Source organism: Curtobacterium sp. SL109, from assembly GCF_026672405.1.
Lineage (GTDB): Bacteria > Actinomycetota > Actinomycetes > Actinomycetales > Microbacteriaceae > Curtobacterium.
On the sequence record NZ_JAPPRB010000002.1, the window covers coordinates 3090652 to 3104501 of the forward strand.

Consider the following 13850-nt stretch of genomic DNA (forward strand, 5'->3'; position numbering starts at 1 on the left):
TCGGTGGTGGTTCGTGCTGGTGGTTCGTGGTGGTGGTTCGTGGTGGTGGTGTCTCGCTGCACGACACCGGTGTTGCGTGGACGAGCCGCGGACGTCCGCGGCGCGACCCCGCGACACCGGTGTCGTGCGAGCAGGGGGCTAGCTCTTGAAGTAGGGCTTGCCGGCGGCCGCCGGTCCCCGCGACTGGCCCACCAGGCCGGCCACCGCGAAGATCGTGACGACGTACGGCAGCATCAGCAGGAACTCGCTCGGCACCGGCGAGTTGATCGCCCCGAGCGTGTTCTGCAGGTTGGACGCGAAGCCGAACAGCAGCGCCGCGAGGGTGGCGCGCACCGGGTCCCAGCGTCCGAAGATGACCGCCGCCAGCGCGATGTAGCCGGCGCCGTCGGTCATGTCCTTGGTGAACGGTCCGACGGCGTCGAGCGTGAAGTACGCACCGCCGAGGCCGGCGATCGCACCGGCGAGCGAGACGTTCCAGAACCGCGTGCCGGTGACGTTGATGCCGACGGTGTCCGCCGCTTCCGGGTGCTCGCCGACCGCGCGGAGGCGCAGGCCCCAGCGGGTCTTGAACAGCGCGAAGGTGACGACCGCGACGGCCACGTACGCCAGGTAGACGATGACGGTCTGCTCGAAGAAGACCGGACCGATCACCGGGATCTGGTGGAGCACGGGGATCTCGAAGCGCGGGAAGGTCACGCCGACGTTGAGGCGCTCCTCGTCCGGCGACAGCACCTGCGAGTACAGGAAGCCGGTCAGGCCGGAGATGAACGCGTTGATGACGACACCGACGATGACCTGGTCGACGAGGTACTTGATGCTGAACGCCGCGAGGACGAACGACACCAGCACGCCGGCGACGAGGGCACCGACCAGGCCGACCCACGCGGAGCCGGTCAGCGAGGCGATGAGCGCCGAGGTGAAGGCACCGGCGAGGAACTGGCCCTCGATCGCGATGTTCACGACGCCGACGCGCTCGGAGATGACGCCGCCGAGGGCACCGAACACGAGCGGGACGCTGAGACCGATCGCGCCGACGAGCAGGCCGGGCAGCGGGATGGTCCTGCCCGCGGCGGCCCACGTCAGGAACCCGATCACGAACAGGACGGCGAAGACGCTCGTCAGCCAGAGGGGCACCGGGCGGGACCGCGAGACCAGGAGGAACGACGCGGCCGTGGCGAGGGCGAGCAGCACGACGACGACGACACCGGTCGCGACGGACGGCAGGCCGACGTCGGGCAGCTGGACGAAGTCGCCGGGGTTGGCGAGCCGGAACGTCGTCGTGCCGCTCCGGCGGACGACGAGGAACAGGACCACGGCGAGCACGGTGAACACCGCGAACGCGATCGGGGCCTTCCAGCTCCTGGTGGTCTCGACGGCTCGGTCGGCGACGGGGGCCGACGGGACCGCGGTGGGGCTGAGGGTGCTCACGCGGCGACCGCCTTCCGCTTGCTGGGCTGCTTGGTGCGTCGACGGGCGCCCGGCTGCGGGATCCGGAAGATCGCGCGGACGAGCGGCGGGGCCGCGATGAAGAGGACGATGAGGGCCTGGATGACGTCGACGATGTCGATCGGGATGCTGTTGGCGGCCTGCATGGCGTAGCCGCCGTTCTTCAGCACGCCGAACAGGATCGCCGCCCAGAAGGTGCCCCACGGCTTGGAGCGGCCGAGGAGCGCGACGGTGATCGCGTCGAAGCCGATGCCGGCGTCGATGCCCGAGGTGAACCCGGTCGTGACGGCGCCCTCCACCTGGTAGGCGCCGGCGATGCCGATGAGCCCGCCGGAGATCACCAGCACCCAGATGGTCAGGCGGGGCACGCTCATGCCGGCGACGCGAGCCGCACGGGGGTTCTCGCCGATGGTCCGGAAGCGGAAGCCGAGCGAGGACTTGTTGAGCAGCCACCACACGACGATCACCGCGGCGATCGCGACGAGGAAGCCGACGTTGATCCCGAAGCGCGGACCGAAGAGCCCGGGCAGCAGTGCGCTGTCCTTCGTCGCCGGGGAGATCGGGTTCGGGCTGCCGCCGGCCTGCAGGAGCCCGGGGGTCCGCAGGGCGAAGGCGAGCAGGTAGAGCGCGACGTAGTTCAACATGATCGTCAGGACGACCTCGTTGGCACCGGTCCTGGCCTTGATCAGCCCGACGATCCCGGCCCAGACGGCACCGCCGACGATGCCGGCGAGGATCGTGAGCGGGATGTGCACGGCGGCCGGCAGGTCGAAGGAGAACCCGACCCAGCCGGCGGTACCGGCGGCGATGAGGACCTGCCCCTGGCCGCCGATGTTGAACAGGCCGGCGCGGAACGCCACGGCGACGCCGAGTCCGGCCACGACGAGCGGCACGGCGTAGTCCACGGAGCGGGTGATCGGCGCGATGGCTGCGGCGGCCGTCGGGGCGCCGAAGTTGATGACCGAGCCCTGGAAGAGCGACGCGTAGGACCCGCCGACCGCCGAGCCGACCGCGCGCAGGGTGTCCATCGGGCGGGCGAAGAAGTACCCGGCGGCGGCCTGTACGTCCTTGTCGGTGAGGGCGATGAGGATGCCGCTCGCGACGAGTGCCAGGACCACCGCGAGCACGGTCGTCAGGACCGAGCCGTTCACGATGCTCTGCATGGCGTCGCTCCAGCGGCCTTCACGGCGCTCGCTGTCGGTGGCCGAGTCGGTCATCAGGTGCGGGGCGCCCGCGACGACGTCCTGCAGACGGTCGTCAGAGGCCGGCGTGCCGACGGTGCCGACGCTGCCGACGCTGCCGACGCTGCCGTCGGACGCCGGGGTGCCGACGCTGCCGTCGGTCGTGCCGTCGATGGGGGTGCTGCTGTCGGACGGCGGCGTGGTGCCCCCGTGCTGCGGCGTGGTGTCGCTCACGCGGCGAGCTCCGTTCCCGCGGGCAGTTCGCCCGCCATCATGAGTCCGAGGACGTCGCGCGGCGTGGTCGCCGGGACGATGCCGACGATCGCACCGCGGTACATCACGGCGATCCGGTCGGCGAGCGCGACGACCTCGTCGAGCTCGGTGGAGACGACGATCACCGGGACGCCGGTGTCGCGCGTCGCGACGATGCGCTTGTGCACGAACTCGATCGAACCGACGTCGATGCCACGGGTGGGCTGGGCGGCGACGAACAGGCGCAGGTCACGGCTGAGTTCGCGGGCCAGGACGATCTTCTGCTGGTTGCCGCCGGACAGCCGACCGGCCGCGGTGGTGCGACCGGGCGTCCGGATGTCGAACTCGGCGATCTTCTCGTCGGCGAAGGTGTCCCGCTCCGCGGCCCGGATCGTGCCGGCGCGGACGAACTCGGCGGAGTCGGCGCGGTCGAGCATGAGGTTCTCCGCGATGGTGAACTCGCCGACCAGGCCGTCCTCCTTCCGGTCCTCCGGGACGAACCCGACGCCGGCGTCGAGGATCTGCTTGACGCTGCGCCCGGTGACCTCGCGGCCGTCGAGCACGATGTGGCCGGAGCGGACCGGCTCGAGGCCCATGATCGCCTCGGTGAGCTCGGTCTGCCCGTTGCCCTGCACACCCGCGATCGCCAGGACCTCGCCGCGACGGACGGTGAACGAGACGTCGTCGACGAGCACGATGCCGGACGGGTCGGTCACGGTGACGTGCTCGACGACCAGGGCGTCCTCGCCCGCGGTCGCCGGGGTCTTGTCGACGACGAGCGAGACGCTGCGGCCGACCATGAGCGCGGCGAGCTCGCCGTTGGACGCGGTGGGCGAGGCCTCGCCGACGACCTTGCCGAGCCGGATCACGGTGATGCGGTCTGCGACCTCGCGGACCTCGCGGAGCTTGTGGGTGATGAAGACGATGGCGGTGCCCGCCTCGCGGAGCTGGCGCATGATGCCCATCAGCTCGTCGGTCTCCTGCGGGGTGAGGACGGCCGTGGGCTCGTCGAACACCAGCACGGAGGCGTCGCGGGACAGCGCCTTGATGATCTCCACGCGCTGCTGCACGCCGACGGGCAGGTCCTCGACCCGCGCGTCGGGGTCGACGTCGAAGCCGAAGCGCTCGGAGATCTCGCGGACCCGCTTGCGTGCGCCGGCCAGGTCGAGGCGGCCGCCGAACGCCGTCTCCTCTTGTCCGAGCATCACGTTCTCGGCGACCGTGAACACCGGGACGAGCATGAAGTGCTGGTGCACCATGCCGATGCCCGCGCGCATCGCGTCGCCGGGGCCGTCGAACGCCTGGACGACGTCGTCCAGCAGGATCTCGCCCTCGTCGGCCTGGTACATGCCGTAGAGGACGTTCATCAGCGTCGACTTGCCGGCACCGTTCTCGCCGAGCAGGCAGTGGACCTCGCCGGGTTCGACGGTGATGGAGATGTGGTCGTTCGCCACCAGGGGGCCGAACCGCTTCGTGATGTCACGGAGTTCGAGCTTCATGTCGGGTCTTCACTGTTCCTGTCGCGGGTGGTGCGGAGCGCACGAATGCGGGCGGAGGAGTGATCCCCCGCCCGCACCGGTCGTGCTACTTGACGGTCGCCTTCGTGGCGACCTTGATCGAGCCGTCGATGATGCCGGACTTGATCGTGTCCAGCTCGCCCTGCAGGCCCTTGTCGACCTTCGACTCGTAGTCGTGGAAGGGGGCGATGCCGACGCCGTCGTTCTTCAGCGTGCCGACGTACGGGGTCTTCGAGAAGTCGCCCTTGGCGGCCTGCTCGACGACGTCCTTCGTCGCGGGCTTCATGCCCTTCTCCACCGAGGTGAAGGCGATGTCCTTGTAGCGGGGGTCGGCCTCGTAGAGGTCGCTGTCCGCACCGACCAGCACGGAGCCGTTGTCGGCGTCCTTGATGGCCTCTGCGGCGCTCTGGTAGATCGGGCCACCGACGGGCAGGATCACGTCGGCGTCCTGGTCGAGGAGCGACTGCGCGACCGACTTGGCCTGCGTGCCGGCCTCGAAGCCACCGGTGAAGGAGCCCTTCTGGCTGGACTCGTCCCAGCCGACGACCTTGACGTCCTTCTTCTTCTGCTCGTTGTAGTACTTGACGCCGTCCGCGAAGCCGTCCATGAAGATGGTGACGGTCGGGATCTGCATGCCACCGAAGGTGCCGACGGTGCCGGTCTTCGAGTAGGACGCCGCCGCGTAGCCGGCGAGGAACGCTGCCTGCGAGGTGTCGAACGTGATCGGCTTGACGTTCTTCGCGTCGATCGAGTTGTCGTCGATGATCGCGAAGTTCGTGTCGGGGTTCGCGGCCGCCTGCTTCTTCGTCGCCGCGGCGAGGTTGAAGCCGACGGTGACGACGAGGTTGCAGTTCTGGGTGACGAGCTGCTGGATGTTCGAGTCGTAGACGGTCGCGTCCTTCGACTCGGCCTTCTTGTACTGGGAGCCGAGGTCGGACGCCGCGTCCTTCATGCCCTCGAAGCCGAGCTGGTTGAACGACTTGTCGTCGAAGCCGCCGGCGTCGGAGACCATGCACGGCAGGAAGTCGGACTTCTTCGACGTCGCGGTGCTGGACGGGGCAGCCGAGCAACCGGCGAGCACGGCGACGGTGCCGACGAGCGCGAGACCGCTCAGGGCGATCTGACGGGTACGAGATGACACGGGTGGGTTCCTCCGGGGAGCTTGGCCCGGTCACTGCGCACCGGGCGATCGTGGCGACAGTACACGACCGCCTGGCCGGTACAGGACGCCCCGGGACCCCCCTGCGGATCGGTTACGGGATCGCGACCGCGCCGTAACGCGCCCGTAACGCGGACCCCCGATCCGCACCCCGATTCCGCGGATTTCGTGATGGAGCGCTACAGGACGTCGTCCCGGCCGCTGATCTTCAGTGCGTCCACCACACCCTTGACGCGCTGGGCGTTCGCGCTCGTCGTGACGAGGAGGGCGTCGGGGGTGTCCACGACGACGATGTCCTCGACGCCGATGAGCGAGATGAGGCGCTGGCTGTGCGAGACGACGATGCCGCTGGAGGAGTCCGCGAGGATCCTGGCGCCGTCGCCGAGGACGGCCAGGTGGTTCGCCAGGCCGCCGGACTGCAGCTTGGCGAGCGAGGCGAAGTCCCCGACGTCGTCCCAGTCGAAGTCCCCGGGGACCACGGCGAGGCGACCGGCGGCGGCCGCGGGTTCGGCGACCGAGTAGTCGATCGCGATCTTCTTCAGCTCGGGCCAGACGGCGTCCACGACGGCACCGCGCGACGAGGTGTCCCACGCGGCGGCGAGCTCCTCGATGCCGGCGAGCAGCTTCGGCTCGTTGCGACCGATCTCCTCGAGCAGCACGTCGGCGCGGGAGATGAACATGCCGGCGTTCCAGAGGTAGTTGCCGTCCTCCAGGTACGCCGAGGCGGTGTCCAGGTCGGGCTTCTCGACGAACGCGCTCACCGCGTGGGCCTGCGGGGCGGAGTCGATGCCGAGCGAGGCGCCGACGTGGATGTAGCCGAACCCGATCGCGGGCTCGGACGGCGTGATGCCGATCGTGGTGACGTACCCGGCGCGGGCGGCGGCCACGGCCTCGGCGACGGAGCGGCGGAAGCCCCTGGCGTCACCGATCACGTGGTCGGCGGCGAAGGAGCCGATGACGACGTCGGGCTCGCGGCGGTGCAGGATCGCCGCGGCGAGGCCGATGGCCGCCGTGGAGTCCTTCGGCTCGCTCTCGAGCACGACGTTGTGGTCCTGCACGCCCGGCAGCTGCGACTCGACCGCGACGCGGTGCGCCCGACCGGTGACCACCATGATCCGGGACTCACCGGCCAGCGGCGCGAGTCGGTCCCAGGTCTGGCGGAGGAGCGAGGTGCCCGACCCGGTCAGGTCGTGCAGGAACTTGGGGGCGTCGGCACGCGAGAGCGGCCACAGCCGGGAGCCGATGCCGCCGGCCGGGATGATCGCGTAGAAGTCGTCGAGGGGGTCTGCCACAGCCACAACCTATCGGTGTTCCCGAGAGGACCCTGGGGGCTTCCCGCACCGATCCCGCATCCGTTCACCACCTCCGCGCCCGCCGTTCACGTCGAGGCCCCCCGCCAGGACACGTGGCCCGCGCAGCATCGGAGTCGCCATGAACGCACGCAGCGTGGAGCGCGGCACGTCCCAACGGACCGTCGCCGTCGTGACCGAGAGCTTCCTGCCCACCCTCAACGGCGTGACCACCAGCGTCCTGGCGGTCCTCGACCACCTGGAGCGCCGTGGCCACCGCGCGGTCGTGATCGCGCCCGACACCCCTGGGCTCACCCAGTTCCGGTCGCGGACCGAGATCGAGCGACACCGCTCCTTCGACGTCCACCGGGTCCCGGCGGTCGCCTACCGCCAGTTCCCGGTCGCCCTCCCCCACCCCGTCCTCGACACGATCCTCGCCGCCTCCGGCGCCGACGTCCTGCACGCCGCCAGTCCGTTCCTGCTCGGTGGGCGCGCGATCACGGCGGCCGGGAGGCTCGGCATCCCCTCCGTCGCCGTCTTCCAGACCGACGTGGCCGGGTTCGCCCGCCGCAACGGCCTGACCGCGACCGTCCCGTTGGTGCGGAAGATCCTCGGTCGCATCCACGCCGGGGCGTCGCTGACGCTCGCCCCGTCGAGCGCCACCGCCGCGATGCTCGAGGCCGAGGGGGTGCCCCGCGTCGCGCGGTGGGGTCGCGGCGTCGACACCGCCCTCTTCCACCCGGCTCGGCGCCGGAGCGCGCACGTGCGTGCGATGCGACGACGGATCGCCCCGCACGGCGAGACCATCGTCGGGTACGTGGGCCGGCTGGCACCGGAGAAGGAGGTCGAGCGGCTCGCGGACCTCGGCGGCGTCCCGGGCATCCGGATCGTGGTCGCAGGAGGCGGGCCCTCCCGGCAGTTCCTGGAACGACGGCTCCGCCACCTGGACGTGACGTTCACCGGGCCGCTCCGCGGTGAGGCGCTGGCCGACGCGTACGCGGCGCTCGACGTGTTCGTGCACACGGGCCCGGCCGAGACCTTCGGCCAGACCCTGCAGGAGGCCCACGCCGCCGGGCTCCCCGTCGTGGCGCCGGGGTCGGGCGGCCCGCTCGACCTCGTCGCCCCGGGGCTCGACGGCGAGCTGTACGACCCGGACGACGTGGACGGGCTCCGGGCGGCGGTCCTCGGCCTGCACCTCGACCGCTCCCGGGCCGAGCGGATGGGGTCGGCGGGACGGCTCCGGGTCGAGGGCACGACGTGGGAGGCGGTCGGCGACGAGCTGCTCGTGCACCACCAGACGGCGCGGCACATCGGTGTCCCGCCGACCGTGAGCCGCGGCGTCCGGGCGGGGTGGAACGAGAAGGTCAGCGGTCGGTCGTAGGATGGGAGGTGTTCCACACGAACACGACGGCAACGGCGCGCCGATCGGTGCGCCTGTCCCAACGGAAGGCGAGCTCATGGCCGAGCAGACCACAGGTACAGCGACAGCTGAACCGCAGGTGACCATCGATGCGCCGCGCGCGCCGCGGAACTTCCAGGGGACGCTCTACCGCGGCAGCACCGGCATGTGGTCGTGGGTCCTGCACCGGATCACCGGTGTCGCGATCTACTTCTTCCTGCTGGTGCACATCCTCGACACCGCGCTCGTGCGCCTGTCACCAGAGGCCTACAACGCGGTCATCGGGACGTACAAGACCCCGATCATGAACCTCGGCGAGATCGGCCTCGTGATGGCCATCGTCTTCCACGCGTTCAACGGGCTGCGGATCATCCTGGTCGACTTCTGGTCCAAGGGGCCGAAGTACCAGCGCGCGATGTTCTGGATCGTCCTCGTCCTCTGGGCCGTGGCGATCGCGGGCTTCCTGCCGCGCCAGCTCATGAACCTCGTCGCCGACTTCAACTGATCAGGGGCCACCGATGACCACCGAGACCGTCGCTCCTCCTCGCAGTCCCGAGGCCGCCCGCCGCACCACCAACTGGGAGAAGTGGGGCTGGATCTACATGCGCGCCTCCGGCGTGCTCCTGGTCGTGCTGATCTTCGGCCACCTGTTCGTCAACATGGTCGCCGGCGAGGGCGTCAAGCAGATCGACTTCGCGTTCGTGGCCGGCAAGTGGGCCAACCCGTTCTGGCAGGTGTGGGACACCCTCATGCTGTGGCTCGCGCTGATCCACGGCTCGAACGGCATGCGCACCATCGTCAACGACTACGTGGCGAAGCCCGCCGTCCGGAAGACGCTGCTCGTCGCGATCCTGGTCGCGTGCGTGCTGCTCATCGTCCTCGGCACGCTCGTCTGCTGGACCTTCGACCCGTGCCCCGCCGGCGCCGCCGCCGCGGACCTGCCGTCGTTCTGCCCGGCCCAGTAGCCGCACGCGCGACCGTCCGCTCCAGCTCCGCTCTCGATCGAAAGACCCCTGTGCCCGACATCACCGTCCACCACCACCAGTTCGACATCGTCACCATCGGCGCAGGAGGCGCCGGCATGCGCGCCGCGATCGAGGCCGGCCCGAAGGCCAACACCGCCGTGATCTCGAAGCTCTACCCGACCCGCTCCCACACGGGTGCGGCGCAGGGCGGCATGGCGGCGGCGCTCGCCAACGTCGAGGAGGACTCCTGGGAGTGGCACACCTTCGACACGATCAAGGGCGGCGACTACCTGGTCGACCAGGACGCCGCCGAGATCCTCGCGAAGGAAGCCATCGACGCGGTGATCGACCTCGAGAACATGGGCCTGCCGTTCAACCGCACGCCCGAGGGCAAGATCGACCAGCGCCGCTTCGGTGGGCACACCCGCGACCACGGCAAGGCCCCGGTCCGCCGTGCGTGCTACGCCGCCGACCGCACCGGCCACATGATCCTGCAGACGCTGTTCCAGAACTGCGTCAAGCTCGGTGTGAACTTCTTCAACGAGTTCTACGCGCTCGACCTCATCATGGTCGACGTCGTCGGCGAGGACGGCGTCACCCGCAAGCAGCCGGCCGGCGTCGTCGCGTTCGAGCTCTCGACCGGTGAGCTGCACGTCTTCCACGCGAAGGCGATGATCTTCGCCACCGGCGGCTTCGGCAAGATGTACAAGACCACCTCGAACGCGCACACCCTGACCGGTGACGGCGTCGGCATCGTCTGGCGCACCGGCCTGCCGCTCGAGGACATGGAGTTCTTCCAGTTCCACCCGACCGGGCTCGCCGGCCTCGGCATCCTGCTGACCGAGGGCGCCCGCGGCGAGGGCGCGATCCTCCGCAACGCCTCGGGTGAGCGCTTCATGGAGCGCTACGCCCCCACGATCAAGGACCTCGCCCCGCGCGACATCGTCGCCAGGTGCATGGTGCAGGAAGTCGCGGAAGGCCGTGGTGCCGGTCCGAACAAGGACTACGTGCTGCTCGACTGCACCCACCTCGGCGCCGAGGTCCTCGAGACCAAGCTCCCCGACATCACCGAGTTCGCCCGCACCTACCTCGGCGTGGACCCGGTCGTCGAGCCGGTGCCCGTGATGCCGACCGCGCACTACGCCATGGGCGGCATCCCGACGAACACGAACGCCGAGGTCCTCAGCGACAACGACACCGTCGTGCCCGGCATGTACGCCGCCGGCGAGTGCGCCTGCGTCTCGGTCCACGGGTCGAACCGCCTCGGCACGAACTCGCTCCTCGACATCAACGTCTTCGGCAAGCGCTCGGGCAACAACGCCGCCGAGTGGGTCCAGACGGCCGAGTTCCTCCCCCTGCCCGAGGACCCCGCGGCGAACGTCCGCGGCATGCTCGAGCAGCTCCGGGCCTCCACCGGCACCGAGCGCGTCGCGGCGCTCCGCAAGGAGCTGCAGGAGGAGATGGACAAGAACGCGCAGGTGTTCCGCACCGACGACTCCCTGGCGCGCGTCACCGAGACCATCCACACGCTGCGCAACCGCTTCATGCACGTCTCCGTGCAGGACAAGGGCAAGCGGTTCAACACCGAGCTGCTCGAGGCCGTCGAGCTCGGGTTCCTGCTCGACCTCGCCGAGGTCGTCGTCTACTCCGCCCGGAACCGCAAGGAGTCCCGCGGTGGGCACATGCGCGACGACTTCCCGAAGCGTGACGACGAGAACTACATGAAGCACACCATGGCCTACCTGACGGGCGATCCGCACTCGTCACTCGCCGACGACCACATCACGCTCGACTGGAAGCCCGTCGTCATGACGCGCTACGAGCCGATGGAGAGGAAGTACTGATGACCGACACCCTGGTCTCCGACGCACCCCGCACCGACGCGGCCACCGCCCCTCCCGGCTCCTTCCGGGTCACCGTGATCGTCCGGCGTTTCGACCCGGACGTCGACGACGAGCCGCGCTGGCAGGACTTCGACGTCATGATGCTGCCGACCGACCGCATCCTCGACGCCCTGCACCAGATCAAGTGGGAGCAGGACGGCTCGCTGACCTTCCGTCGCTCCTGCGCACACGGCGTGTGCGGGTCCGACGCGATGCGCATCAACGGCCGCAACCGTCTGGCGTGCAAGACCCTGATCAAGGACCTCGACGTCTCGAAGCCGATCTACGTCGAGGCCATCAAGGGCCTGCCGCTGGAGAAGGACCTCGTCGTCGACATGGAGCCCTTCTTCAAGTCGTTCCGCGACGTCCAGCCCTTCCTGCAGGCCTCGAAGGCCCCGGAGCCCGGCAAGGAGCGCGTGCAGTCGGTCGCCGACCGTGCCCGCTTCGACGACACCACGAAGTGCATCCTCTGCGCCGCGTGCACGTCGTCCTGCCCGGTGTTCTGGACCGACGGCCAGTACTTCGGCCCGGCCGCGATCGTGAACGCCCACCGGTTCATCTTCGACTCCCGTGACGACGCCGCCGACGTGCGCCTCGACATCCTCAACGACAAGGAAGGCGTGTGGCGCTGCCGCACGACCTTCAACTGCACCGACGCCTGCCCGCGCGGCATCCAGGTGACCAAGGCCATCTCGGAGGTCAAGCAGGCGATCATGCGGGGGCGGAGCTAGGTCCCCGTGGGACCAGCCCCGGCAGAGGTCAGCCCAGTAGGCTCCCGCTCATGACGTTCGCGGACACCCGCCCCATCCTCGACCAGCTCGGCTACACGATCCGCTACGTGCAGCTCCCCGGTGAGACCCTGCACGAGCCGCCGGTGGAGGGCGCCCTGCGCCTGGTCCCCGCCGACGGAGCGGACACCTTCGCGCTCGAGGTCGTCGACTACGGCACCGCGCGTCGTCTGGCGACGGCCCGTGGCGAGGACGACGCGGTCGAGATGCTCCGACGGTTCCTGAACCGTCCGTTCCCGCAGCCGCGGGACCTGCCCCGGCACGAGCTCGACGGCCTCCGCGACCGTGCGGCCTCGACGTACCCGCAGCTCGCGCAGCAGGTCGGCCAGGCCGGCGAGCAGGGGCTGACGATCCAGATCCCGGCCGGTGTCCCCGTCGACCGCATCGGTGGCCCCGACGGCTACCTGCTCCACCCGCTCGACACCCCGCTGCCGGCGCGGTCGCTCCCGCCGCACGTCGTCCAGGCACCGGAGGTCCACCGCTACGTGGTCGACCGCCCGTTCCTGGTCACGGTCCGCTTCGTGCAGCCGTGGTTCGACCAGCCCGGCGGCGCGCTGCGCTTCCAGGTCGCCGACCAGTCGCTCACCGTGCGTGACCTCGTCGTCGACGGCTCACTGGTCCGCGTCCGCGCCGTCTGAGCCGGACGCCCTCTGAGCCGGGCGCCGTCTGCTCGACCGGGCGCACGGTCCGCACCACGACGAAGCCGCCGCTCCCCCAGGGGAACGGCGGCTTCGTCGTGTCCGACCCGGTGTCGAGTCAGCCGCGCTCGGGCTGGTCGAACCGCTGCCCCTCGGGCCTCGACTCGAGCAGCATCAGCACCAGGAGCACGATCGGGCCGACGCCTGGGATGACCGAGAGGAACCAGAAGGGGCCGGCGAGGTTCGCGTCGTGCAGACGACGGACCTCGATGGCGATGTTCGGGATGAGCGTCGCGAGGACCCACAGGCCCAGCAGTCCGATCGGGATGGCGATGAGCGGAGAGTTCGACGTCGCGTCCGCCTGCACGCCGGTCGCCGAGCTCGACGAGGTCGTGTCGCCCGTGGCGAAGATGACCGCGAGCAGCACGGCATAGAGCGCGATGTAGACGATCGCGTTCGCGAGCACCCACCACCAGAACTCGCTGCGGCTGGCGCGACCGTCGAACCGGGCGTACTTCTTGAAGAAGCGGTTGACGGCCTTCGGGAACGCGATGCCGTACCAGGGCGCCCACAGCGGCGGCTCGCCAGCGGGCACGGTCGGCACCGGCGCACCGTACTGCGGCGTGTGCCCCGGCTGCTGGTCGTACTGCCCGGGCTGCTGCCACTGCTGGTCCTGGTCCTGGTCCTGGCGCTGGCCCGGGGGCTGCGCCGGGTTCCCCTGCGGCTGGTTCCACTGCGGCGTGCCGTCGGTGCTCATCGGGTGGCCTCCGGGCGGTCGAAGCGCTGCCCCGCGGGGTTCGACTGCATCGCACTGAGCACGATGAGGGCGATCCACCCGAGGACGGGGATGAAGACGAGCAGCCAGAACCAGCCGCTGAAGTTCGCGTCGTGCAGGCGGCGCATCTGGATCGCGATGCTCGGCAGCAGCGTCGCCAGGCCCCAGAGCCCGGACAGCGTGTTCTCGAACGGGCCGTTGCCGTACTGGTCCTGGTGGGTGCCGGCAGCGCCGTCGACCGCACCACCGATCAGGCTGATGACGATCGAGATGACGACGCTCCACAGGACGACCCACCAGAACTCACTCCGGCTGGCACGACCGCTGAACGCGACGTACTTCTTGAAGAAGCGTGCCAGGGCCTTGGGGAACGAGATGCCGTACCACGGCGCCCACAGCGGCGGCTCGCCACCCGGTCCGGAGGACGGCTGGCCGGACGGCGGTTGTCCGTACGGTGGCTGCCCGCCCTGCGGCGGGCCGCCGTACTGGGGCCCTCCTGGCTGCTGCCCGTACGGGTTCTGCGGTGGGTACTGGTCGCTCACGGGTGCTCCCTGTTGG

At 70.1% G+C, this 13850-nt stretch carries 13 protein-coding genes; 6 read left to right on the forward strand and 7 right to left on the reverse strand.

The window, feature by feature from the left end:
• Positions 1-138: 138 nt before the first annotated feature.
• From OVA28_RS16045 to OVA28_RS16065, 5 genes are all read right to left on the reverse strand, one after another.
• A complete protein-coding gene (locus OVA28_RS16045; protein WP_268097661.1) occupies positions 139-1428 on the reverse strand; it encodes an ABC transporter permease in 1290 nt (429 codons plus the stop codon).
• Positions 1425-2861: an ABC transporter permease gene (locus OVA28_RS16050; protein WP_442780804.1), complete on the reverse strand. Its 1437-nt coding sequence runs from the start codon at positions 2859-2861 to the stop codon at positions 1425-1427. The genes OVA28_RS16045 and OVA28_RS16050 overlap by 4 nt, the downstream gene beginning before the upstream one ends.
• Complete coding sequence (locus OVA28_RS16055) at positions 2858-4378, reverse strand: ABC transporter ATP-binding protein (RefSeq protein WP_268097662.1); 1521 nt, start codon at positions 4376-4378, stop codon at positions 2858-2860. Before OVA28_RS16055 ends, OVA28_RS16050 begins: the two co-directional genes overlap by 4 nt.
• An 85-nt stretch (positions 4379-4463) precedes the next feature.
• Positions 4464-5537 (reverse strand): BMP family lipoprotein, encoded by a 1074-nt coding sequence (locus tag OVA28_RS16060; RefSeq protein WP_194662063.1) that lies wholly within the window; start codon positions 5535-5537, stop codon positions 4464-4466.
• 197 nt (positions 5538-5734) lie between these two features.
• Complete coding sequence (locus tag OVA28_RS16065) at positions 5735-6847, reverse strand: mannose-1-phosphate guanylyltransferase (protein WP_194662065.1); 1113 nt, start codon at positions 6845-6847, stop codon at positions 5735-5737.
• A gap of 139 nt (positions 6848-6986) precedes the next feature.
• On the opposite strand from OVA28_RS16065, the gene OVA28_RS16070 reads away from it, so the two are divergent.
• The 6 genes from OVA28_RS16070 to OVA28_RS16095 all read left to right on the forward strand — a co-directional run bounded on the left by OVA28_RS16070 (position 6987) and on the right by OVA28_RS16095 (position 12517).
• A complete protein-coding gene (locus OVA28_RS16070; protein ID WP_268097664.1) occupies positions 6987-8225 on the forward strand; it encodes a glycosyltransferase family 4 protein in 1239 nt (412 codons plus the stop codon).
• A 76-nt stretch (positions 8226-8301) separates the two neighbouring features.
• A complete protein-coding gene (sdhC, locus tag OVA28_RS16075; protein ID WP_194630015.1) occupies positions 8302-8748 on the forward strand; it encodes a succinate dehydrogenase, cytochrome b556 subunit in 447 nt (148 codons plus the stop codon).
• 13 nt (positions 8749-8761) lie between these two features.
• Entirely contained in the window at positions 8762-9208 is a 447-nt protein-coding gene (sdhD, locus tag OVA28_RS16080; protein ID WP_071271610.1) for a succinate dehydrogenase, hydrophobic membrane anchor protein, read from the forward strand.
• 50 nt (positions 9209-9258) lie between these two features.
• Positions 9259-11052, forward strand: a complete 1794-nt coding sequence (gene sdhA, locus OVA28_RS16085) for a succinate dehydrogenase flavoprotein subunit (RefSeq protein ID WP_268097665.1) — start codon at positions 9259-9261, stop codon at positions 11050-11052.
• Complete coding sequence (locus OVA28_RS16090; protein ID WP_194662071.1) at positions 11052-11822, forward strand: succinate dehydrogenase iron-sulfur subunit; 771 nt, start codon at positions 11052-11054, stop codon at positions 11820-11822. Before sdhA ends, OVA28_RS16090 begins: the two co-directional genes overlap by 1 nt.
• Positions 11823-11872: 50 nt before the next feature.
• On the forward strand, positions 11873-12517 hold the full coding sequence (locus OVA28_RS16095) for a TNT domain-containing protein (RefSeq protein ID WP_268097666.1): 645 nt from the start codon (positions 11873-11875) through the stop codon (positions 12515-12517).
• Positions 12518-12635: 118 nt separating this feature from the next.
• Here OVA28_RS16095 and OVA28_RS16100 read toward each other — a convergent pair whose 3' ends face one another.
• Entirely contained in the window at positions 12636-13274 is a 639-nt protein-coding gene (locus tag OVA28_RS16100) for a DUF805 domain-containing protein (RefSeq protein ID WP_268097667.1), read from the reverse strand.
• On the reverse strand, positions 13271-13834 hold the full coding sequence (locus OVA28_RS16105; RefSeq protein ID WP_268097668.1) for a DUF805 domain-containing protein: 564 nt from the start codon (positions 13832-13834) through the stop codon (positions 13271-13273). Before OVA28_RS16105 ends, OVA28_RS16100 begins: the two co-directional genes overlap by 4 nt.
• Positions 13835-13850 lie beyond the last annotated feature (16 nt).

Excerpts from the sequence above, each read along its gene's own strand:
- OVA28_RS16055 (WP_268097662.1), bottom strand. The coding sequence starts at position 4,378 with ATGAAGCTCGAACTCCGTGACATCACGAAGCGGTTCGGCCCCCTGGTG.
- OVA28_RS16070 (WP_268097664.1), top strand. The coding sequence starts at position 6,987 with ATGAACGCACGCAGCGTGGAGCGCGGCACGTCCCAACGGACCGTCGCC.
- sdhC (WP_194630015.1), top strand. The coding sequence starts at position 8,302 with ATGGCCGAGCAGACCACAGGTACAGCGACAGCTGAACCGCAGGTGACC.
- sdhD (WP_071271610.1), top strand. The coding sequence starts at position 8,762 with ATGACCACCGAGACCGTCGCTCCTCCTCGCAGTCCCGAGGCCGCCCGC.
- OVA28_RS16090 (WP_194662071.1), top strand. The coding sequence starts at position 11,052 with ATGACCGACACCCTGGTCTCCGACGCACCCCGCACCGACGCGGCCACC.
- OVA28_RS16095 (WP_268097666.1), top strand. The coding sequence starts at position 11,873 with ATGACGTTCGCGGACACCCGCCCCATCCTCGACCAGCTCGGCTACACG.
- OVA28_RS16100 (WP_268097667.1), bottom strand. The coding sequence starts at position 13,274 with ATGAGCACCGACGGCACGCCGCAGTGGAACCAGCCGCAGGGGAACCCG.